The sequence below is a fragment of the Noviherbaspirillum sp. FW303-A3 genome (genome assembly GCF_058788695.1).
Genome location: NZ_JBYTAZ010000001.1, coordinates 4,588,006 through 4,609,869, shown reverse-complemented (window position 1 = coordinate 4,609,869; position 21,864 = coordinate 4,588,006). Strand labels below are relative to the sequence as shown.

Annotated in this window: 22 protein-coding genes; 2 read left to right on the top strand and 20 right to left on the bottom strand. The window is 59.4% G+C overall.

From position 1 onward, the window contains the following. Window positions 1–3: 3 nt before the first annotated feature. The 13 genes from hflC to ndk form a co-directional block, all read right to left on the bottom strand. Window positions 4–897, bottom strand: coding sequence for a protease modulator HflC (hflC, locus tag AC3WOY_RS22060; RefSeq protein WP_492427676.1), 894 nt, complete (start codon window positions 895–897; stop codon window positions 4–6). Continuing rightward, window positions 897–2,189, bottom strand: coding sequence for an FtsH protease activity modulator HflK (gene hflK / locus AC3WOY_RS22055; protein ID WP_492427674.1), 1,293 nt, complete (start codon window positions 2,187–2,189; stop codon window positions 897–899). The genes hflC and hflK overlap by 1 nt, the downstream gene beginning before the upstream one ends. A 78-nt stretch (window positions 2,190–2,267) precedes the next feature. Further along, window positions 2,268–3,389 (bottom strand): GTPase HflX, encoded by a 1,122-nt coding sequence (gene hflX, locus AC3WOY_RS22050; RefSeq protein ID WP_492427672.1) that lies wholly within the window; start codon window positions 3,387–3,389, stop codon window positions 2,268–2,270. Between the two features lie 27 nt (window positions 3,390–3,416). Continuing rightward, on the bottom strand, window positions 3,417–3,653 hold the full coding sequence (gene hfq, locus AC3WOY_RS22045; protein ID WP_057291543.1) for an RNA chaperone Hfq: 237 nt from the start codon (window positions 3,651–3,653) through the stop codon (window positions 3,417–3,419). Window positions 3,654–3,774: 121 nt separating this feature from the next. Beyond that, window positions 3,775–5,118, bottom strand: coding sequence for a ribosome biogenesis GTPase Der (der, locus tag AC3WOY_RS22040; RefSeq protein ID WP_492427670.1), 1,344 nt, complete (start codon window positions 5,116–5,118; stop codon window positions 3,775–3,777). 7 nt (window positions 5,119–5,125) lie between these two features. Further along, window positions 5,126–6,274 carry an outer membrane protein assembly factor BamB gene (gene bamB, locus AC3WOY_RS22035; RefSeq protein ID WP_492427668.1) on the bottom strand — a complete coding sequence of 383 codons (1,149 nt, stop codon included), beginning with the start codon at window positions 6,272–6,274 and terminating at the stop codon, window positions 5,126–5,128. A gap of 24 nt (window positions 6,275–6,298) precedes the next feature. Next, entirely contained in the window at window positions 6,299–6,949 is a 651-nt protein-coding gene (locus AC3WOY_RS22030) for a tetratricopeptide repeat protein (RefSeq protein ID WP_492427666.1), read from the bottom strand. A gap of 12 nt (window positions 6,950–6,961) precedes the next feature. After that, complete coding sequence (gene hisS, locus AC3WOY_RS22025) at window positions 6,962–8,308, bottom strand: histidine--tRNA ligase (protein ID WP_492427664.1); 1,347 nt, start codon at window positions 8,306–8,308, stop codon at window positions 6,962–6,964. A 27-nt stretch (window positions 8,309–8,335) separates the two neighbouring features. Then, complete coding sequence (gene ispG / locus AC3WOY_RS22020) at window positions 8,336–9,607, bottom strand: flavodoxin-dependent (E)-4-hydroxy-3-methylbut-2-enyl-diphosphate synthase (protein ID WP_492427662.1); 1,272 nt, start codon at window positions 9,605–9,607, stop codon at window positions 8,336–8,338. 7 nt (window positions 9,608–9,614) lie between these two features. Further along, window positions 9,615–10,550, bottom strand: coding sequence for a helix-turn-helix domain-containing protein (locus AC3WOY_RS22015; RefSeq protein WP_492427660.1), 936 nt, complete (start codon window positions 10,548–10,550; stop codon window positions 9,615–9,617). Continuing rightward, complete coding sequence (pilW, locus tag AC3WOY_RS22010) at window positions 10,543–11,328, bottom strand: type IV pilus biogenesis/stability protein PilW (protein ID WP_492427658.1); 786 nt, start codon at window positions 11,326–11,328, stop codon at window positions 10,543–10,545. Before pilW ends, AC3WOY_RS22015 begins: the two co-directional genes overlap by 8 nt. Before the next feature lie 11 nt (window positions 11,329–11,339). Beyond that, window positions 11,340–12,509, bottom strand: a complete 1,170-nt coding sequence (rlmN, locus tag AC3WOY_RS22005; RefSeq protein WP_492427656.1) for a dual-specificity RNA methyltransferase RlmN — start codon at window positions 12,507–12,509, stop codon at window positions 11,340–11,342. A 67-nt stretch (window positions 12,510–12,576) separates the two neighbouring features. Beyond that, the gene (ndk, locus tag AC3WOY_RS22000; RefSeq protein ID WP_492427654.1) at window positions 12,577–13,002 is read right to left on the bottom strand and encodes a nucleoside-diphosphate kinase; all 426 of its coding nucleotides are present in this window, start codon (window positions 13,000–13,002) and stop codon (window positions 12,577–12,579) included. 195 nt (window positions 13,003–13,197) lie between these two features. On the opposite strand from ndk, the gene AC3WOY_RS21995 reads away from it, so the two are divergent. Continuing rightward, window positions 13,198–13,890: a Bax inhibitor-1/YccA family protein gene (locus AC3WOY_RS21995; RefSeq protein ID WP_492427652.1), complete on the top strand. Its 693-nt coding sequence runs from the start codon at window positions 13,198–13,200 to the stop codon at window positions 13,888–13,890. Window positions 13,891–13,952: 62 nt separating this feature from the next. Here the strand turns inward: AC3WOY_RS21995 and rlmD are convergent, their stop codons facing one another. The 6 genes from rlmD to surE all read right to left on the bottom strand — a co-directional run bounded on the left by rlmD (window position 13,953) and on the right by surE (window position 19,776). Beyond that, the gene (gene rlmD / locus AC3WOY_RS21990; protein WP_492427650.1) at window positions 13,953–15,296 is read right to left on the bottom strand and encodes a 23S rRNA (uracil(1939)-C(5))-methyltransferase RlmD; all 1,344 of its coding nucleotides are present in this window, start codon (window positions 15,294–15,296) and stop codon (window positions 13,953–13,955) included. 69 nt (window positions 15,297–15,365) lie between these two features. Then, the gene (locus AC3WOY_RS21985) at window positions 15,366–16,145 is read right to left on the bottom strand and encodes a 3'-5' exonuclease (RefSeq protein ID WP_492427648.1); all 780 of its coding nucleotides are present in this window, start codon (window positions 16,143–16,145) and stop codon (window positions 15,366–15,368) included. Beyond that, complete coding sequence (rpoS, locus tag AC3WOY_RS21980; protein WP_492427646.1) at window positions 16,142–17,170, bottom strand: RNA polymerase sigma factor RpoS; 1,029 nt, start codon at window positions 17,168–17,170, stop codon at window positions 16,142–16,144. Before rpoS ends, AC3WOY_RS21985 begins: the two co-directional genes overlap by 4 nt. Further along, complete coding sequence (locus AC3WOY_RS21975) at window positions 17,171–18,118, bottom strand: peptidoglycan DD-metalloendopeptidase family protein (RefSeq protein ID WP_492429382.1); 948 nt, start codon at window positions 18,116–18,118, stop codon at window positions 17,171–17,173. A gap of 60 nt (window positions 18,119–18,178) precedes the next feature. Further along, complete coding sequence (locus AC3WOY_RS21970; RefSeq protein WP_492427644.1) at window positions 18,179–19,042, bottom strand: protein-L-isoaspartate(D-aspartate) O-methyltransferase; 864 nt, start codon at window positions 19,040–19,042, stop codon at window positions 18,179–18,181. Next, a complete protein-coding gene (surE, locus tag AC3WOY_RS21965) occupies window positions 19,039–19,776 on the bottom strand; it encodes a 5'/3'-nucleotidase SurE (protein ID WP_492427642.1) in 738 nt (245 codons plus the stop codon). The genes AC3WOY_RS21970 and surE overlap by 4 nt, the downstream gene beginning before the upstream one ends. Window positions 19,777–19,891: 115 nt before the next feature. On the opposite strand from surE, the gene AC3WOY_RS21960 reads away from it, so the two are divergent. Further along, window positions 19,892–20,872 (top strand): NADPH:quinone oxidoreductase family protein, encoded by a 981-nt coding sequence (locus AC3WOY_RS21960; RefSeq protein ID WP_492427640.1) that lies wholly within the window; start codon window positions 19,892–19,894, stop codon window positions 20,870–20,872. 37 nt (window positions 20,873–20,909) lie between these two features. Here AC3WOY_RS21960 and AC3WOY_RS21955 read toward each other — a convergent pair whose 3' ends face one another. After that, window positions 20,910–21,848, bottom strand: coding sequence for a flagellar brake protein (locus AC3WOY_RS21955; protein ID WP_492427638.1), 939 nt, complete (start codon window positions 21,846–21,848; stop codon window positions 20,910–20,912). Window positions 21,849–21,864 lie beyond the last annotated feature (16 nt).

Genomic DNA, 21,864 nt, shown 5'->3' with positions numbered 1-21,864 from the left:
GGATTACTTCTTCGGGCTGGCCGCCGCCCCCGGTCCCGTGCTCTTGAAATACTTGAAGAATTCGGAGTTCGGGTCGATGACCATCATGTCATTCCGGTTCTTGAAGCTGGCACGATAAGCCTCAAGACTGCGGTAGAACTTGAAGAACTCGGGATTCTGCCCGAAAGCCTGCGCGTAGATCTGCGTTGCCTTGGCGTCGCCGTCACCGCGAATGTTTTCTGCCTCGCGATAGGCCTCCGCCAGGATGACAGTACGCTGGCGGTCGGCGTCCGCACGGATCTTTTCGGATTCCGCAGCGCCGGTAGAACGCAGTTCGTTCGCAACGCGGGTACGCTCCGCTTTCATGCGGTCATACACCGAATTGTTGATCTGCTCGACGTAATCCACCCGCTTGAGGCGAACGTCGATGATTTCGACACCGATCTGTTTTGCCTCGTCGGTCACTTTCTTCTGGATCGCGTTCATCACCTTTCCGCGCTCGCCGGAAATCACTTCCCGCACGGTGCGCTTGGTGATCTCTTCGTTCAGCGCCGCCTTGATGATCTGCGACATGCGATCCTGCGCACGGCGCTCGTCGCCGGTAAAGCTCACGAAATACAGGCGCGGATCCAGGATACGCCACTTCACATAGGCATCCACCAGGATGTTCTTCTTCTCGGCAGTGATGAAGCGGTCAGCTTCCGGCGTATCAAGCGTCAGAATGCGCTTGTCCAGGACGACAACGTTCTGGAACGGCGGCGGCAATTTGAAATGCAAACCAGGCTCGCTGATGACCTTCTTGACCTCGCCGAGTGCAAATACGATCGCATACTGGCGCTGGTCGACGACAAACAGCGTGGACAGCAAGACCGACAGGAGAATCAGGCCGGCAATGGTGTAAGAGACGAGACGGTTCATTATCGCGTCTCCCTGTCACGAGAATCGCGGCTATCACGGCTGCGCGAATCCTTTTGTCGTTGTGTTTCCATCGATTGCAGCGGCTCTGGCGCCTGTGGTTGGTTCGAGGCCTGCGGCACAACCGCTCCGCTGCCCTTCGAAGAATCATTGGCAGCCTGGGAAATCAGTTTGTCGAGCGGCAGGTACAACAAGTTGCTGCCACTCTTGCTGTCGACCATGATTTTGGTGGTATTCGTGAAGATCTGCTGCATCGTATCCAGGTACATGCGGTCGCGCGTCACGGCAGGTGCCTTCTGGTATTCCGCAAGAACCTGCTTGAAGCGCGACGCATCACCTTGTGCGTTTGCGACGACGCGGGAACGATAGGCCTCTGCTTCCTGGAGCAGGCGGGATGCCGCACCGCGTGCGCGTGGAATCACATCGTTCGCATAAGCCTGGCCCTCGTTCTTCTGGCGCTCGCGGTCCTGACCTGCCTTCACAGCATCGTCGAATGCTGCCTGCACCTGCTCAGGGGGCTGAACCGCCTGCATGGTGACATTCGTGATCTGGATACCGGCCTTGTAGCGGTCGGTGATCTGCTGCATCAGCTGGCTGACGTCGAACGCGACCTTTTCACGGCCCTCGTAGAGAACGAAGTCCATTTTGCTGCGTCCGACGATTTCGCGGATGGAGGTTTCCGCAACCTGGCGAACAAGCTCATCCTGCTCGCGGTTGTTGAACAGCCACTCCGACGCATTCTTGAGCTTGTACTGGACCGCGAACTGGATGTCGATGATGTTTTCATCGTCGGTCAGCATCAGCGATTCCTTGGCCTGCTTGTTGCGGACGGAGGAACGGTAGCCGACCTCGACGGTCCGGACCTGCGAGACGTTGACGACTTCGTGGCTCTGGATCGGATACGGCCAACGCCAGTTGAAACCCGCCGGTGTCGAATGGCTGTACTTGCCGAAGGTGAGCACGACGCCGGTCTGCCCCTCCTGGACGATGAAGAAACCGCTGACCAGCCACAGGAATCCGATGATCGCCGCAATCAGGCCGATACCGATGCCGGCACCGCGCGCGTCAGGATTGAATCCACCGCCGCCATCGCCACCGCGCCCCCCCTTGTTGCCGAAGAGACGATTCAACCGCTGGTTGAACTCTCGCCATAGCTGATCGAGATCCGGAGGACCATCATTGGGTCGCTTGCCATCCTGATTTTGGTTCTGACCATTGTCCTGAGAGCCGCGGCCCCAACGGGGATCGTTCAGTGAGAACTTCAGGCCGATTTTTTTGAATAGAGGAACGGGCATTCTCTCGTTATCCGGCTTTGTTGTTAAAGGGTTGTACGGCTGGCTTGTTGTGAGGGCCTCTGACGAAATGAAACGTCCCTAGGTTCGTGCGTCGTGCTGCTCAGTTACCGGCAGACGATCAAGACGCGCCATTGTGCTTGCCTTCGCATATTCGGTGACGGCTTCGCGCAGCAGGTTGAGGCCGGCTCCAGTCTGGGCGCTTATGAAAACACGCCGGATTTTATCATATTCATCACGCTCCAAAGCCGGTTCCAGACCTGCAGCGTCGATCTTGTTCCACACCAGAATCTGGGGGATATGGTCGGCGCCGATTTCCGCGAGCACGGCATTGACCTGCTCTATCTGCTCCATCCGCGTCGGGCTGGCCGCATCGACAACGTGCAGCAACAGGTCGGCGTGAATCGTCTCCTCCAAAGTGGCGCGGAAAGCAGCGACCAATTGGTGCGGCAGCTCCCGGATGAATCCGACCGTGTCGGATATGACGATATTGCCGGCATCACCCAGGAAAATACGGCGGGACGTCGTGTCCAGAGTCGCGAATAACTGGTCCGCGGCATAAGCCTGGGCCTTCGTCAGCGAATTGAACAGCGTGGACTTGCCCGCATTGGTATAGCCGACAAGGGACACCGAAAAGGTGTTATTCCGGCCGCGCGCGCGCCGCTGAGTCTCGCGTTGCCGTTGCAGCTTGTCGAGCCGGATCCGCAGCGCCTTCACCCGGTCACCAAGCAAACGGCGGTCGGTCTCGAGCTGTGTTTCCCCGGGACCACGCAAACCGATACCGCCCTTCTGCCGTTCCAAGTGAGTCCATCCACGGACAAGACGCGTGGCCAAGTGCTGTAACTGCGCGAGTTCGACCTGCACCTTGCCTTCGTGGCTCTGCGCGCGCTGCGCGAAAATGTCCAGGATCAGGCTGGTACGATCAACGACACGGGTCTTCAGGTGGCGCTCAAGGTTGCGCTGCTGCGCCGGCGACAGTGCATGGTTGAAGATGACAATGTCGAGGCGGTCTCGCGTGACCGCCTCGGCGATCTCGCTCGCCTTGCCGGAGCCGACAAACAAGGCGGCATCCGGGCTGGAACGCTTTCCGGTGATGGTTACAGCGGGCTCTGCCCCGGCCGATTTTGACAGCAGGGACAGCTCTTCGAGGCTTGCGGCAAAGTCACCCTTGCCGAAATCGACGCCGACTAATGCAGCGCGCATAAGGGGAAAAGACGAGGCAACGATATGTTATTCCGCGTCGGATTCAACATTGATATTGACGGCACGTGCCGGTACAACCGTGGAAATGGCGTGCTTGTACACCATCTGCGTCACGGTATTGCGGAGCAGTACGACGTACTGGTCGAACGACTCGATGTGTCCCTGCAGCTTGATTCCGTTGACGAGGTAAATCGAAACGGGAACATGCTCTTTGCGTAAGGCGTTGAGGAAGGGGTCTTGTAACAGTTGCCCTTTATTGCTCATGACGGCTCCATTGTGTAGTTTTGTGATGTGGAGTTGGAGGCACCCCGGAGGATTTCAAGTGCTTCCCTGATATATGAATTACGACTGTAATCGATTTTTGCGTTTCCTGCCAAGAGAATGGCTATTTTTGAGACTTGGCAAAAGGATTCTTGCTCGAACGCAGTTCGATACGTAATGGAGTGCCGACCAACGAAAAAGTTTCGCGGAAGTGTTTCTCCAGATACCGCTTGTAATTGTCGTCAAGCGACTCGAGCGCATTTCCGTGGATAACGACAACCGGCGGGTTCATGCCGCCTTGGTGCGCATAGCGCAGCTTGGGCCGGATCGATCCTTTGCGGCGCGGCTGCTGATGTTCGACAGCTTCGATCAGTGCGCGTGTCAGGCGCGGCGTCGATAGCTTTGCCATTGCGGCGGCATAGGCAGAATCGATCGACTTCATCATCGGTGCAATGCCACTCCCCTTGAGCGCCGAAACAAAGTGGAATTTGGCGAAAAAGAGGAAGTTGAGCTTGCGTTCGATATCGATCTTGATCTCGTCGCGCCGATCCGATTCGAGACCGTCCCATTTGTTCACCGCGACAACCAGCGCGCGCCCGGATTCGAGGACGAATCCGGCGATGTGCGCATCCTGTTCGGAGATGTCCTGTTGCGCGTCCAGCAACAGGAGGACGACATTCGCTTCGGAGATCGATTGCAGGGTTTTGACGACCGAAAATTTTTCGATCGCCTCAAATACCTTGCCGCGCCGGCGAATACCGGCTGTGTCGATCAACGTGTAGTGCTTGCCGTCGCGCTCGAATGGAATTTCGATCGCGTCACGAGTCGTGCCCGGCATGTCGAAGGCAATGACGCGATCTTCACCCAGGAGAGTATTCACCAATGTCGACTTGCCTACATTCGGACGGCCGACAATTGCGATCTTGACACCCTTCTTGCCCGGATCCGCCGGCTCGTCTTCCGCGGGACGCTGTGCAATCGCAAGGTCGAGCGCCTCATTGACCAGGTCAGGAACGCCGTCGCCATGGGCGGCCGAAATGACATAAGGGTCGCCAAGGCCAAGCTCGTAGAAATCCGCGGTGACCGACGTGTACTTCATTCCCTCGGCCTTGTTCACGACCAGCATGACCGGACGGCCGGCCTTGCGCAGGAAATCGGTGATGGTCTTGTCATGCGGCGTCATGCCCTGGCGGCCGTCGACAATGAAAACGACGACATCCGCTTCGACCACGGCCTGCTTCGTCTGTTTGGCCATCTCGTGCATGATGCCTTCCTTGGCCACCGGCTCGAAACCACCGGTATCAATGACCAGGAAAGGACGCTCGCCGACCCGGCCTTCGCCATAGTGGCGGTCGCGGGTCAGGCCCGGGAGGTCGGCGACCAATGCATCGCGCGACCGGGTCAGCCGGTTGAACAACGTGGATTTGCCGACGTTCGGTCGGCCTACTAATGCGATTACCGGCTTCATTCAATACTCACTCTGTTGCCAAAGCAACAATTGCTCCCGCTTGCGTCTGGAAAACGGCACTGCTGGCCGAAAGCGGGGATGCGGCAACCACGCGGCTGCCGTCCGTCGGAACACGGGCGAGGAACGCGCCATCCTCGCGCGACAGGAAATGGATATAACCCTCAGCGTCACCGACGGCGAGCGCGCGCGCCATGACGACCGGGGACGAGAGACGGCGGTTGGCCAGCTTGTTGTTGCGCCATGCTCCGGAACCGGTGTCGCGCGCCAATGCGGTCACTGCACCTCGCTCATCAGCGGCGTAAACATTGCGCTCGTCTACAGCCACGCCAACCTCGCTTGACATGTCCTTACCCCAGCGAGGGGCGCCGCTGGCAGCATCAAAGCAGGCTACCCTGCCCTGATAGGCGACTGCGCAAACATCCCGGCCCGCGACGAAAGGGGTGCCGGACAGGTCGGCAATACGCTCGAGTTCGGTCGTTCCGCGCGGATCGCCGACCGCGACTTCCCAGCGCGCACCGCCATTGCTGAGGGCAAGCGCGAGCAACCGGCCGCCGGGCAGCGCCACGTATGCGGTGGTGCCGGAAACAGCGATTCCCGGAGCCGAACGCAGGGTCAGCGGCGGCGACGTGCGCTGCACGGCCCAGCGGCGGGAACCGGTTTCCGCATCATAGGCAGTGATGCGGTTGTCGACGCTGCGGACGACAATCACGCCCTGCCCCACAGCGGGAGCGGAAAGAATCTCGCTCGATGCCTGCACCTTCCAGCGCACCTTTCCATCGCCGTCCAGCGCAAGCAGCATGCCCTTTTCCGCGGCAACCGCCACGGTATTGCCGTCGCTGCCGACGCCTGCGGTCAGCCGCGTGTCGGTGTTGATACGCCAGATGGTGCGACCACTGCCGGCGTCGATCCTGACGACGGTACCGTCCGCACCGGCAGCAAACACGCTATTCCCTGCTGCTGCAGGAGAAAACACGAATTCGCCCGCATTGCCGACTGAAACGGACCAGGCAGTGCGCACACCAAGCGTTTGCTTGAAATCCTCCAGCGCCGCCGGCGGGTTGCGCGGGGCCGGCTTGCTCGCAAACGGATTCAATGAGGAGCAGCCTGCCACGAGAGCAACCATTCCGACACACGTCAGCTTCACCGCAATACGCATTTCTTCCCCTTGTCGTTTTTCTTGTTAAGCAGCGCCTTTGGCCTGCTCGCCGCCCAGAGCGTCCAGCTTCAACTGAATCAACTGGCGTGCGGGATTTTTCTCATCGGTCTTTTCGAGCGCGGCCTTGTATGCGGCGCGTGCATCGTCGATCTTGGACTGGGCGACAAGAATATCGCCCTTGCGGTCGGCGACCGGACCGGCAAACTGCGCGGGGAAGTCGCCGGCAAGGAGCTTCAGCCCTTCGTCATACGCTTTTTCGTCGAGCAGGATGCCTGCAAGGCGAATTTTAGCGATCGCCTTGTACTCGTCGGACGCCGCGTTGTCCACGACCCATTGCAGCTGGGCCTTGGCTGTTTTCAGGTCATTGGCGTCGAAGGCGCTCTTTGCCGCCGCCAGTGCCGCCATCTGGGCGTAGGCAGTGCTGCCGAACTTGGCGGTCATGTCCGTCGTGGCGCGCTGCACCTTGCCGTTATCCTTCGATGCAACGGCCTTTTGCAGTTCTTCATAGAGCTGGCCGGCCTGGGCGGCCTGGTTGCGCTGGTAGTAGTTCCAGCCAGTCCAACCTGCATAGGCCGCCAGCGCAATGATCAGCAGCCAGGTGAGGAGATTGCCGTACTGGTTCCACCATGCCTTGAGCGTGGCTAGCTGTTCTTGTTCTTCGAGATCGTATGCCATGATGTCTTGATGTTAGTGGTGATGGTGATGCGCCGGATCGTCGCACTCGTCGCCGCAGAGGGTCTGGTCGACAACATAGTTGACGACGGATTCGAAAGGAATGGTCGTCTGGTTGTTTTCCGCGTCGTCCGAACGGAGGTTCTTGACGGCGACAATGCCTTTGGCGACTTCGTCGTCGCCAATGATCACCGCGAAGTTGGCACCGCTTGCGTCGGCGCGCTTCATCTGCGACTTGAAGCTTCCGCCGCCGCTTGACGATGCGCAGTTCAGGACGACGTCGAGACCGGCGTCGCGCAGCCGCTCGGCAACCACGAAAGCTTGCATCTGCGCCGCTTCGCCCTGGTGCACCACGTAGACGTCGCACTGGTTCGGCGTGAACTGTTCACCCGACGCCTTGAGCAGCTCAAGCAGGCGCTCCACTCCGATGGCGAAACCGCAGGCCGGCGTGGGCTTGCCGCCGAACATTTCGATCAGGGGGTCGTAACGTCCGCCGCCGCACACTGTCCCTTGGGAACCGAGCTGATCGGTCACCCACTCGAAGACCGTACGGTTGTAGTAATCCATGCCGCGGACGAGGCGCGGGTTGATCGTGAACGGAATGCTGTTGTTGCGCAGGATGCGCTGCACGCCTTCGAAGTGTGCCCGCGACTCCTCGCCGAGGTAATCGAGCAGTTGCGGCGCCTTGTTGACCATGTCCTGCATGGCCGGATTCTTCGTATCGAGGATGCGCAAAGGGTTGGAATGCAAACGGCGCTGCGCGTCCGCATCCAGCAGCTCCTTGTGCTGCTCGAAGTAGGCGATCAGGTCCGTGCGATGGCGATTGCGCTCCTCGGCGTTGCCGATCGAATTCAGTTCCAAGCGGATGTTGTCCAGTCCGAGGTCATCCCACAGGCGTTGGCACAGCATGATGAGTTCGGCGTCGATATCCGGCCCGGTAAACCCGAGCGCTTCCGCACCCACCTGGTGGAACTGGCGATAGCGGCCGCGTTGCGGCTTCTCGTGGCGGAACATCGGGCCTGCATACCAGAGACGCTTCGGGCCGTCATAGGTCAGGTTGTGTTCCAGCACGGAACGGACAACGCCCGCGGTGCTTTCCGGCCGGAGCGTCAGCTGGTCGCCGTTCATGGAATCGACGAAGGAATACATTTCCTTTTCGACGATGTCGGTGACGGCGCCAAGGCCGCGTGCGAACAGCGGTGTCGGTTCGACGATCGGCGTGCGGATCTGCTGGTAGCCATAGCTCTTCAACACCGATTGCACGGTGTTTTCAAACAGTTCCCACAATGGCGCATCGGCGGGCAGGATGTCGTTCATCCCTTTCACGCCGAAGATTTTCTCTGCTTTCTTGTTGTCAGACATGCTCTTTGGAGGCAATGCGCGCTTCGATCAATTTTCGACCGCGGTATTGCCATAACGGGTTTTCACATAATCCAGGACGATCGCCTGGAACTCTTCTGCAATATGGTCGCCGCGCAGCGTGACCTTCTTTTCGCCATCGACAAATACCGGTGCCGCCGGCGATTCGCCGGTACCCGGCAGGCTGATGCCGATGTTTGCATGCTTGGACTCACCGGGGCCGTTCACGATGCAGCCCATGACGGCGACATTCATGTTCTCGACGCCCGGATACTGCTTCTTCCATACCGGCATCTGGTCGCGCAAATAGGTCTGGATGCGATCGGCCAGCTCCTGGAACACGGTTGACGTCGTGCGGCCGCAACCCGGGCAGGCAATAACCATCGGCGTAAACTTTCGCAACCCCATAGTTTGCAGGATTTCCTGTCCCACCACGACTTCCTTCGTGCGATCGCCGCCGGGCTCCGGGGTGAGCGAAATCCGGATCGTGTCGCCAATACCTTCCTGCAGGAGGACCGACAGGGCTGCCGTCGACGCCACAATACCCTTGCTCCCCATACCAGCCTCGGTCAGGCCAAGGTGCAAGGGGTAATCGCAACGGCGGGCGAGCTCGCGGTAGACGGCGACGAGGTCCTGAACACCGGAGACCTTGCACGAGAGGATGATCTTGTCGCCGGCCAGTCCCAGTTCTTCCGCACGGCGCGCGTTCTCGACAGCGGAGGTGACCAGCGCTTCGTACATCACTGCCTGGGCGTCCCAGGGCTCGGGGCGCTGGGCATTTTCGTCCATGATGCGCGCCAGCAGGTCCTGGTCGAGACTTCCCCAGTTCACGCCAATACGCACCGGCTTGTCGTACCTGCAGGCTGTTTCGATCATCTGCGCAAACTGGGTATCGCGCTTGGCGCCCTGCCCCACGTTGCCTGGATTGATGCGGTACTTGGACAAGGCCTGTGCGCACTCGGGAAAATCGTTCAGGAGCTTGTGGCCGTTGTAATGAAAGTCGCCGACGAGCGGGACGTCAACACCCATCTTGTCGAGCTGCTCGCGGATCGCGATCACCGCAGCGGCTGCCTCAGGATTGTTGACCGTGATTCGCACGACTTCAGATCCGGCGCGCGCGAGATCCTTGATCTGGATTGCGGTGCCGATCGCATCGGCCGTGTCGGTATTGGTCATCGACTGGACCATGACCGGCGCACCGCCACCGACCATGACCGTTTTGCCCGCATAGCGGATTGCCACTGCACGCGTCTTGCGCCTCTGCAGCGGGCCGGAGCCGATAGGTAAATTCGGAAGTGCCATTCGCTGCCTACTTCACGGTTAAACGGGCGACATTGTTCTTGGAACTTGTCTTCAATTCCAAAGGAGAGCCGCGCAAGCTTGCATCCACACCCGAAGCATTGCCGATGACGACTGATACAGGTTCGGCCACCTGCACGCTCTCGGTCTCGCCCGGCTTCACAATGCGCGACAGAAGGACGCTGTTGTCACTGCTGCGCCGGATTTCGATCCACGATTCCTCACGCACTTTCAATTGAAGCGCGTCCTTGCCGGCGGCAGGCGCGGCATCCGATGTCGCAGGCTGTGTCGCAATAACGGCTGGTGCCGGTGCAGTTGCCTGAGACGGCGCTTCGGGGACAGCCACCGCGGGAGCACTTGTCTCGGCGGGCGGGTTGGCAGGCGCTTCGGGCTTCGTCTCTGAAGGCAGCTTGTTTTCATCCGCACCCGCCATGCTGGCAGTGCTTTCCTTGACTGCAGACGAGGCAGCTTCCGGGACCGTCAATTGTTCGCCACCATGCCTACTTGCCCAGATTCCGACCGCCACCAGCACGAGCAACAGTGCGCCCACCACCCATTTGGAGGAGACGCCGGGACGCTCCGTCATGGAGGGCATGCGGGAATCGGCAAAGGGTGTCGACAGCGACTTTTGCGGCGTCAACGAATCGTGCACAAGCACTGCCTCCCCGCCGAGATCGGCGAGCAAAGGCGCGGCATCAATTTTCAACAGCTTGGCGTAGGCGCGAACAAATCCGCGCACGATAGCCATGCCCGGCAGGGCCGGATAATCGTCACGCTCGATCGCAAGGATCTGCCTCGGCGCGAGATTCAGCTGGCTTGCCACCTGCTCGACACTCCAGCCACGCTCCTCGCGCAATGCTGCGAGCCGCGAGCCTGGGGATATCTTCGGCAGCCGGTTCTCCGATTCGTTGGAGACCGACTGATCGTTTACTCCGGAATCACTCATCAAATGCTCCGCGTTGGTACGCTGCGAATTCAGCAGAGCCGCCATGGCGACGACGCAATTGCGTGGCCAGGCTTGTTTCGGCCGCACGATCGCCGAGCTTGCGCTCGATCTTGATGGCCAGCCACAGCACTTCAGCGGTCATGACGTCCGACTTCATCACGCGTCCAATGTAGAAGCGTGCACGCTCGTAGTCACCCTGGTCGTGATAGATACGCGCCAGGTTGGAGTTGGTCGTCGGATTGCCCGGGTCGTACTGGAAAGCCTGGGAAAAATAGCGTTCGGCGGCGGCCCTGTTCTTCAGCTTCATGCTGCAGATACCGGCATTGTTCAGCGCCTTGGCCGGCGACTGGTAGCCACGGTTCTTTAACGCAGCGTCGAAATAGGCGATGGATTCCTTTTCCCGGCCGTTCTGGCACAGGAACCATCCGTAGTTATTATTAAAATCAGGGGTATTCGGGGACAACTTGATCGCCTGAAGAAAGCTCTCTTCGGCCAGCTTGTTCTCTCCCATGTCCATGTAAATCAGCGCACGCATGACGTAGGCTTCGGCAAATGCCGGGTCAGCAATCAGTGCCTGCCTGATTTCGTCAAGCGCCACGGCCATTTGCCGCTGTTCGTAATACCCCAACGCGAGCTGCAGGCGAATTTGGGCGCGGCGACGACTCTCGGCCTGGTCGGCGCTCGCGGGCTGTTCGCCCTGCGGCGTCGCAACGGGCCCGGATGCGCAGCCGGTCAACAACACCGCGGACGCAAACACGGCCGCGAGTAATGCATTCACCCGGATTGTCGTCACCTGGGCACCTCGACGATACGGCCAAAATTCTTTCCGAATTTTTCCTGATATTCCGCCATCTTCTGCATGCGCTCCTGCACACGGGTGCGATCCTGCACTTCGCCGGCAAGCTGGCCGCAAGCGGCATCGATGTCGTCGCCGCGCGTCTTCCTGATCGTCGTGACGATGCCTGCATCGATCAGGAGCTGGGCGAAGGCCTTGATACGCGTGTTGTTGGAACGGGTAAGGCCCGACTCGGGGAATGGGTTGAACGGAATCAGGTTGAATTTGCACGGCACGGACTCGGCACCATTCTGCACAAGCGCTATAAGTTCGCGCGCGTGGGTGTCGGTATCGTTGACGCCATCCAGCATGCAGTATTCGAAGGTGATGAAATCGCGTGGCGCAAACTCGAGGTAGCGCCGGCATGCGGCCATCAACTCCTTCAACGGGTATTTCTTGTTCAATGGCACGAGGCCATCGCGTAACGGATCGTTGGACGCATGCAGGGACACGGCCAGGGCGACCGGGCAATCCTGCGAAAGCTTGTCAATCATCGGGACGACGCCGCTGGTCGACACCGTAACACGGCGGCGGGAAAGGCCGTAGGCGTTATCGTCAAGCATCAGCTTGAGCGCCGTGACGGTCGGCTCGAAGTTGAGCAGCGGCTCGCCCATGCCCATCATGACGACATTGGTAATCTGGCGCTCGCCTTTGGGGCCCGGTTCGATGCCCTTGGAGCGGCGCAATTCGAACTCGGCCATCCATAGCTGGCCGATGATTTCGCCTACCGACAAGTTGCGGCTGAAGCCCTGCTTGCCGGTCGAGCAGAAACGGCAATTGACCGCACATCCGGCCTGCGTGGACACGCATAGCGTTCCGCGATTTTCTTCCGGGATGAATACGGTTTCGACCGCATTTCCCAGTCCGACGTCCAGCAGCCATTTGCGGGTACCGTCGGAGGAAATGTGATCGCTGATGATCTTGGGTGCAGTAATCGTCGCGCGCGATTTGAGCTTGTCCCGCAAGGATTTTGCGAGATCTGTCATTGCATCGAAGTCGCTGGCGCCGAATTGGTGGATCCAGCGCTGCAATTGCTTGGCGCGAAACGGTTTCTCACCCAACTCGCCGCAGTAGGCGACGAGTTGCGCGGGATCGAGATCCAGCAGGTTGGTGAGAGCCGTCATAGGAGTATTTCATTCCTGCGTTCAACCTTGAAAGTAAACGATCCATCAAGGCAAACGCAATGTCAAATTAGCGGGAGTAAACGTTCAGGGCCGGGAAGAAATACGCGATTTCGACCTTGGCGGTGTCGGCGCCGTCGGAACCGTGCACGGCGTTAGCGTCGATGGAATCAGCGAAGTCAGCGCGGATGGTGCCCTTGTCGGCCTTCTTCGGATCGGTGGCGCCCATCAGTTCACGATTCTTGGCAATCGCGCTTTCGCCTTCCAGCACTTGGATCATGACCGGGCCGGAAACCATGAAATCAACCAGGTCCTTGAAGAAGGGGCGCTCGCGGTGCACGGCATAGAAGCCTTCTGCCTCAGCGCGGGACAGTTGGGCCATGCGCGAAGCGACGATCTTCAGGCCGGCGTTTTCGAAGCGGGTGTAGATTTGGCCGATAACGTTCTTTGCGACTGCGTCCGGTTTGATGATCGACAGGGTGCGTTCGATTGCCATCTGTAAAAACTCCAATAAAAATAAAGGGTTAAGGTTATCAATTGAGAAATCAACTAACCTTTAATTGTAGCACGAAAGCCCTTCCCCCAATGCCTTGCTCTTGGTGAACTTAACATCCTCGCTTACATCCTATACTGTAGATGCGCGTGTTATGCTTTTACCACTTTATCTTTGCAAAACGTCGTTGGAGGCAATATGGACCAAAACCTGCAGCATACCTATAGCGCTCCGGCGGAAGCGCTGGTCGTCCGCAATCGTGTATTGCGCAACACCTATTGGCTGCTCGCCCTTTCCATGGTTCCCACCGTATTCGGGGCATGGCTGGGAGTTCAGCTCAAGTTCACGCTCTTCGCAGGCAGCCCGTTCATCGGGTTCATGGTTTTCCTGGCGATTGCGTTTGGTTTCTTTTATGCAATCGAACGGACCAAGAATTCAGGGCTGGGCGTTGCCATCCTGCTCGGCTTCACTTTCTTCATGGGCCTGATGCTGTCGCGGCTGATCGGCCATATTCTCGGATTTTCGAACGGAGCATCGTTGATCATGACCGCATTTGGCGGCACGGCGGCCATTTTTGCCACGATGGCATCGATTGCCACCGTGTCGAAGCGCGACTTTTCGGGAATGGGGAAATGGCTGTTTGCAGGCGTTCTTGTCATTCTGGTCGCTGCGCTGGCGAACGTATTCCTGCAACTGCCCGCACTTTATCTGGCTGTCTCGGTACTCGCCATCGGCATTTTTTCGGCCTTTATCCTGTATGACGTACAGCAGGTCATCAATGGCGGCGAAACCAACTACATCACCGCGACGCTTGCCATCTATCTGGACGTGTATAACATTTTCAGCAACCTGCTGGCGCTGCTCGGCATCTTTGGCGGCGACAACGACTGACGCAGTTGCAAATCGGACAAAAAGCCGGCTGAACAGCCGGCTTTTTTATTGCGTGAAGGGATTTACGCCGCGAGGTCGAACACAGCAATGGATTCCACATGCGCGGTATGGGGAAACATGTTGACCACGCCGGCCTGCCTTAGCGTATAGCCGCCCTGATGCACCAGATAGCCGGCGTCGCGGGCCAGCGTGGACGGGCTGCACGACACATACACAAGCCGTTTCGGCTTCATTTCCGGATGCTGCTCGCCAAGGGCAACAATCGCCTGGCATACCGCGATCGCCCCTTCCCTCGGCGGGTCGATCAGCATGCGGTCGAAGCGGCCCAGTGTGGCGAAGTCCTCCGCGGTCGCTTCGAACAGGTTCCGGCAATGGAACGTAGTCTTGTCGTCCAGCCCATTGGCGCGGGCATTGGCCAGCGCACGTTCGGTGAGCGCGGTGCTGCCCTCGATACCCACGACTTCCCGCGCCTGGGTGGAAATCGGAAGCGTGAAGTTGCCAAGACCGCAAAACAGGTCGGCGACACGCTCCCCAGGCTGGATTCCCAGAAGGCTCAATGCCTTGGCGACCAGCACACGGTTGATATGGTGGTTGACCTGCGTGAAATCGGTGGGCTTGAACGGCATGCGCACACCGAATTCCGGGAGCACGTATTCAAGCTGGACATCGGTGGGGTAGAACGGGTAAACCGTGTCCGGCCCCTTGGGCTGAAGCCACCATTGAATCCGGTATTCATCGGCGAAGGCGCGCAGTTTCTGCTCGTCCTCAACGGTCAGCGGCGCCATGATGCGCAGGACCAGAGCCGTCACGCTTTCGCCGACGGCCAGTTCGATCTGCGGCATCTGCTCGAAAATCGTCAGCGACTCGACCAGCCGGCGCAACGGCACCAGCATGGCCGAGACGTTAGGAGGCAGGATTTCGCAGATCTTCATGTCGGCGATGAAGGACGACTTCCGTTCATGGAAGCCGACCAGGACTCCGCCCTTCTTCTGCACGTTGCGCACGGACAGGCGCGCACGGTAGCGATAGCCCCATGTCGGGCCGTAGATGGGCCGCATCATGCGCTCGGCGCGCACCTTCCCGATATGCCAGAGATTATCCTCCAGCACGCGCTGCTTGATCGCAACTTGCGCAGACGGTTCCAGATGCTGCATCGCACATCCGCCGCAAATGCCGAAATAGGTGCACTTCGGGTCGACCCGCAACGACGATTCGCTGTGCAGTTCGGTCAGTGTGGCGGCCTCCCATTTTGGTTTCTTGCGGAAGGACTGGAAGCTGACGCGCTCCCCGGGCAAGGCACCTTCGACGAAGATGACCTTGCCGGGCGTGCCGTCTTCATTGGTCAGATGGCCGACACCGCGGCCTTCCATGTCGAGGGATTCGATGACGATGATGTTCTGCTGCATGGCTACGGAAATGAAATGCCGGGCGCGTGCCGGCCCGGGAAGTAAGTAATCGGATGCGTTGTCGTGCCGTCAGGCGGACGGCCAGGCGGAGAGATATTCTTTCCAGTGCGGGCCATCCAACAAGGCGAGCGATGACCTGACGAGGTCAATTTCGACATTGTACGCTTCGCGCGACATGGCGCCGCGCATCAGGAGGTAACGGCAGTAGACGAGATAGGTGTTGACCACGTCGGTCTCGCAGTAATCGCGAATCTCGCCGAGGCGCCCTTCCTGGTACAGCGGCCACACCTGCGAGCCGTCGACGCCGAGCTTGCCGGGGAAGCCGCAGAGCTTGGCCAGGTCATCGAGCGGCGCATTGGCGCGCCCCGTGTACAGGGCGAGCAGGTCCATCAGGTCGAGATGGCGCGTATGGTAGCGGCTCAGGTAGTTGTTCCATTTGAAGTCGCGGTCGTCTTCGCCCATTTCCCAGTAGCGGGAAGCGCAGACGCCGTTGATCATCGCGCGGTAGTGAAGGACCGGAAGGTCGAATCCCCCGCCGTTCCACGACACCAGTTGCGGCGTGTACTTGTCGATGATGCGGAAAAAATCGTTGACCAGCTTCGGCTCCTCGTCCTCGAGGGTGCCAAGCGAACGAACGCGGAATCCTTCGTCGTCCCGGAACACGCAGGAAATCGCCGCGATGCGATGCAGATGATGCTGCAGGAATTCGGAGCCGGTTTTCTCGCGGCGCTCGGCGAATGCCTGTGCCGCGACATCGGCGTCGCTCATCGTCGCCGGATGCCCGTGCAAGGTGCGAAGACCGGCCACATCGGGAATCGTCTCGATGTCGAAAACAAGAACAGGAATCACAGCAAGGCGTCCTTGCCGACGCCGCGTGCCGTCAGTGCGCGCTTGAGCTTGACCAGGGCTTCCTGCTGGATCTGGCGCACGCGTTCGCGCGTGACGCTCATTTCCGCGGCAAGCTCTTCAAGGGTAGCGGGATCGTCGTTGTCGAGGCCGAAACGGCGCACGATGACGACGCGCTGCTTGTCCGGCAGTTTCTTGAGCCAGTCGCGGACGAGGACGGTCATTTCATGGTGTTCAGCGCGCGAATCCGGGCCGTCGTCGACGTCGCCCGGCAGCATGTCCATCAGGCTCGCCTGCGGGTCATTGTCCAGCGGCGCGTCCAGCGAAGTCGCATGTTCGGAGAGTGCGAGGATGTCCTGCACGTCTTCCACGGGCCGGTCGACAAGATGCGCAATGTCCTCCGCCGTCGCATCCTTGCCGTCGTGGTGCTGGGCTTCGAGGTGATATTTCGCGCGCAGGATCTGGTTGAGTTCGCGCACCATGTGCACAGGCAGCCGTACCGTGCGCGCCTGGTTCATGATCGCGCGCTCGATGCTCTGGCGAATCCACCATGTCGCATAGGTCGAGAAACGGAAGCCGCGCTCGGGCTCGAACTTGTCGATGGCGCGCATCAGGCCGAGGTTGCCCTCCTCGATCAGGTCGAGCAGGACCACGCCGCGATTGATATAGTGCTTTGCGATCGAGACCACCAGGCGGAGGTTATGCTCGATCATCTTCTGGCGCGCTTCGAAGTTGCCTTGCTTGGCCAGCGTCGCGTAACGAACCTCTTCCTCCACCGTGAGCAGTGGACGAGCGCCAATCTGGTTCAGGTAATGCTGGGTCGTATCCGTCGACAGTTCCGCAGCAAGCACTGTCTTCAGTTCATCCACCGGATCGGCGGTTGTGCCGGACGCACCTTCCCCGCGCTCCCCGTTCTCGCCCTCGTCACCCAATCCGCTCTCGTCTTCAGCAACGTTGAGCGGGATGTCATCGGCCATGTCATCCGAAGGTGTATCGTCGTCGAGCGGATCGTGTGGAGTGCGATTCATTTAGCGGCTTGGCAAAAATTTTGACGGATCGACTGGCTTTCCTTGCTGGCGAATCTCGAAATGCAGTTTTACCTCATCGGAATCGGAGTTACCCATCTCGGCAATCTTCTGCCCCTTCGTCACATTTTGATCCTCTTTGACGAAGATGGTTTTGTTGTGCGCATAAGCGGACAGCAGATTGTTGGAATGTTTGACAATTACAAGATTCCCATATCCCCGAATGCCGCTTCCAGCATACAGCACTTTGCCCGATCCCGCCGCTAAAACCGGTTGACCCATCTTGCCAGCAATATCGATGCCTCTCTTGCCATCGCCAAAGTGGCCGATGATCTTTCCGTCGGCCGGCCAGACCCAGGCGATGTTCTCATCGTCCGCAGCAGGAACCTGCGGCATATCGGGCGCCTTTTCAACCGGCTTCGGAGGTTCCGCCTTGGCGACCGGAGGCGCTGCCGGCGCAGCGTCAGGTTTTTGCAATTCCGCCAATGCGGCATCGGAGTACGGACGCTTTTCGCCCTTGGGGGTCGTCTTGTTCGACGCGGGAGTGCCTTGTGCCGGAGGCGTCAATGGACGAACTTCCACGCCCGAAGATGTAGCGACACTGCCCGTCTGCGCGCCCCCCTCCGGAGGCAATACGCGCAATACCTGATCGACCTTGATATCGTTCGGGTTGGCAAGATTGTTCCATGCAACGATGTCGCGATAGTTCTGGCCGAAATCAAGGGCGATCTGGATCAGGGTATCGCCCTTGCGAACCGTGTAAAAGCCGCGATCGGCTTGTTTGCCTGCAGTGGCAGGCGGTGTCACTGGCTGGATCGCCGGCTTCGGCGGCTCTGCCGGCTTGACGGATACCGGGCGGTCGACCACCGGCGCAGGTTGATGCGGCGCTGTCGTACACGCGGTAATCAGCAATGGCAAGGACGTCAGGAATACAAGTCGTGCTTTTTTCATTCTCATAAAGTTAAACATTTGGCGACGAATTGTCGGCATGCGTTTCAATCTGAAACAGGCTCATGCGACACCGGGACGCAACGGAACGAAATGGCAATCTTCCAGCGTCGTATTCGTCCACTCGAACTTCCCTACCCGCTCGATGAGCTGGAGCACCTGGTGGCGGCTCCCGACCGGAGCAACCAGTCGCCCTCCGATGCTGAGTTGCTCGAGCAGGGCCTGCGGAACTTCCAGCCCCGCGGCGGCCAGAATGATACCGTCGAACGGGGCCACCTGAGGCAGGCCAAGCATACCATCTCCATACTGCAAGCGGATGTTGGCGATCCGGAGCGGCCGCAGGTTCGATTTGGCCAATTCATGCAGAGGCTTGATGCGCTCGATGGAGTAAACCTCCTTCGCCACCAGCGACAATACGGCGGCCTGGTAACCGCAACCAGTACCGATTTCCAGCACTTTGTCGAGGACGCCGCCGTTTCCATTGGCACGCATGACTTCGATCATGCGCGCCACGATATAGGGCTGCGAAATGGTCTGGTGATGGCCGATGGGCAGCGATGCGTCGATATATGCCTGGCTGGCAAGTGCGGGTTCAACGAACAGATGGCGCGGCACTGCCTCCATGGCTGCGAGCACCTTCGCATCCTTGACTCCCTGCTTTGCCACACGAGCGACCATGGCAACACGGACGGCATCCGACACAAGCGCAGTGCTGCGAGGCGCGGCAGGTGCCGGTTGCGCGGTCCTCGGAAGCGGCACGGACGGCGATTCGCTCTTGCGAACCCGCGCCACATTTTGCGCGGCATTCTGTGTTGCGGTTTGAGGTGTCGCGACTTTCGGAGATGCCGGTCCTGCACGCCCAGCCTTTGCCGAATTCTCGACAACGGATGACAGCGTCAACGGAAAGCGCTTGTCCCTGGCCGTCATGACAATCCCTTTTTCAGCACCTCAAGCTGTGCATTGTGTGTCAGGTCGATTTGCAGCGGCGTTACCGAAACATATCCCTGCAAAACCGCGTGAAAGTCAGTGCCCTCGCCTGCTTCCTTGGCTTTGCCCGCAGGTCCGATCCAGAAGATTTCGCGCCCGTGGGGATCCTGCGTCTTGATGACAGGCTCCGATTCGTGCCGCTTGCCAAGGCGCGTGGCACGTACGCCCTTGATTTCTTCGTATGGCAAGTTGGGAATATTGATGTTCAACAGGTACGGACGCTGCAGCATGCCGAAATCCCGTTCCACGAAATCGCGCGCGATGCGGGCAGCGGAATCGACATGCGCCCATCCTTTTTCCACTTGAGAAAAAGCGATTGCAGGAATGCCGAACAGGAATCCCTCGGTAGCGGCTGCAACCGTGCCGGAGTAGAGTGTGTCGTCCCCCATGTTCTGCCCCTGGTTGATTCCGGAAACGATCAGGTCGGGCTTGAAGGACAGCCCTCCGGTGAGAGCGACGTGAACACAATCGGAAGGGGTGCCGTTGACGAAATAGAAACCGTTTTCCGCGCGATGCACGGACAGCGGCCGATCAAGCGTCAACGAGTTCGAGCTTCCGGACCGATTGCTGTCGGGCGCGACCACCACGACTTCCGCAATGGGCCTGAGCGCATCGGCCAGTGCGATGATTCCCGGGGCGAGGTAACCATCGTCGTTACTAACGAGAATTTTCATAAGCGAATTTTAACCGAAGGGACCTGCCCGCCCGGCAGTGGTGTTGACATTTTGCGGCATAAGAATAAAATGAAACGATCGTTCTTTTTTATTCCAAAACCATCAAGGAGACACAATGAAAGCGATCGTCTGCAAATCGTGGGGACTGCCGGACACACTGGTTGTGGAAGACCTGCCGGATGCCACCCCGGGCCCTGGAGAGGTCGCCATTGATGTTCATGCAGCCGGCGTCAATTTCCCCGACGTCCTGATCATCCAGAACAAGTACCAGTTCAAGCCGGAACTTCCCTTCACGCCGGGTAGCGAACTTGCGGGCGTGGTGCGCGCCGTCGGCGACGGCGTCACGCATGTCAAGGCTGGCGACAAGGTGCTCGCCTTCGTCAGCCTCGGAGCATTCGCCCAGCAGATTGCGGCGCCGGCAAAGGCGGTCGTTCCCATGCCTCCTGGCCTCGATTTCGATACGGCTGCAGCATTCACGCTCACGTACGGGACATCCCATCATGCCGTCGTCGACCGCGCTCAGCTCAAGGCGGGCGAAACGATGCTTGTGCTCGGCGCTGCAGGTGGCGTAGGCCTTGCTGCGATCGAAATCGGCAAGGCGCTCGGCGCACGCGTCATCGCCGCCGCCTCCTCCGATGAAAAGCTTGCCATCTGCAAGGAGCATGGCGCCGATGCGACCATCAACTACACCACCGAGGATTTGCGCGAGGCGATCAAGGCAGCGACGGACGGCAAGGGGCCGGATGTGATTTACGACCCTGTCGGCGGCATCTATGCCGAACCGGCGTTCCGCTCCATCGCTTGGCGGGGCCGTTATCTGGTCATCGGCTTTGCGAATGGCGAGATCCCGAAGTTGCCGCTCAACCTTCCGCTCCTGAAGGGTGCTTCGCTGGTCGGCGTGTTCTGGGGTGAATTCGCCAAGCGCGAACCGAAGGCCAATCTCGCCGCCATGCAACAGCTGATGGGATGGATGGCTGAAGGGAAAATTCGCCCGCACATCTCTGGACGTTATGCGCTGGCGGATACACCCAAGGCGCTCAATGACATGGCCGCGCGCAAGGTGACGGGTAAAGTGGTGATCCAGCCGCAGAAATAAACCGCAAGGACGCTCTCCTGCGCCAGGCAGGAGAGCCCTACCCTCCCTCGGCGAGAATCTGGTGCACGAAGGCGGACAGGATCAGCCGGTCGTGGATCGAGACATCGAGGAATTCAAAGCCGTGCTTGTAGCCGTCGCCCCCTTCTGCCGGGGCAATCGACCGCAGCACCATCTTCAGGTTGAGGATCTCGTCCTGTCCGGCCGCATGGACCTTGAACTTGATCTGGCCCGACTCCCCCTTTTGCCCGAGTGCCTGCTTCAAGGTTCCAGAGGCTCCGCCCATGCTGAGGTCGCTCAGCAACGCCGCACCAATCCGTTCCGGGTTGTCCAGTCCGACCGATGCAATGATATTGACCTGCGCCCGCACGCCACGCCGGACGACGGTACACCGTACTTCCTTCGGGAAGGCAAAATGCAGGTATGCATGCGGAGAATGAACCGACTTCACGGCGGAAGTGACGAAGGCGTAGGCTTTCTTGCCTGCGAAAGCGCGCACGATGAACGTTTGACCGTCCCTGACAAACTCCAGCTTGCCGTCGACGGCGGGGGCGGTGACCATGATGGTCTTGTTCTTTACAAAGCCGATCAGGCGAACCGTGTAGCGGATGGAGGGATTGTCGATCTGCTGCAAATACAGTGTCTCGCCGACGTACCAGCGCACGTCGTCCATGCCGACGATAATTTCCTTGTTTGCATTCGCATCCTGCGACTCGGGTACGGGTTCGGGCGCGGGGGAATTTCTTCGTGCCGAAGCGGACAGCAGCGGCTCTCTTGCCGGCTTCGGCGACAAGTCCCATGCCGAGTCCTGGATGAAGCCATTGTCGATGAGACCCTCAAGCTGGCTCCGGCTTTCGACGATGCAGCCGGCGGCAAGAAGGAGATTGCCATGCCAATCGTAGATCGCCTGCGGCAGCGGTTTGCCCACCGCTAGCTCCGAACCACGCACAGGCACCAAAGAAACTACCGGATCAGCCATGTCCCCTCTTTGTTAG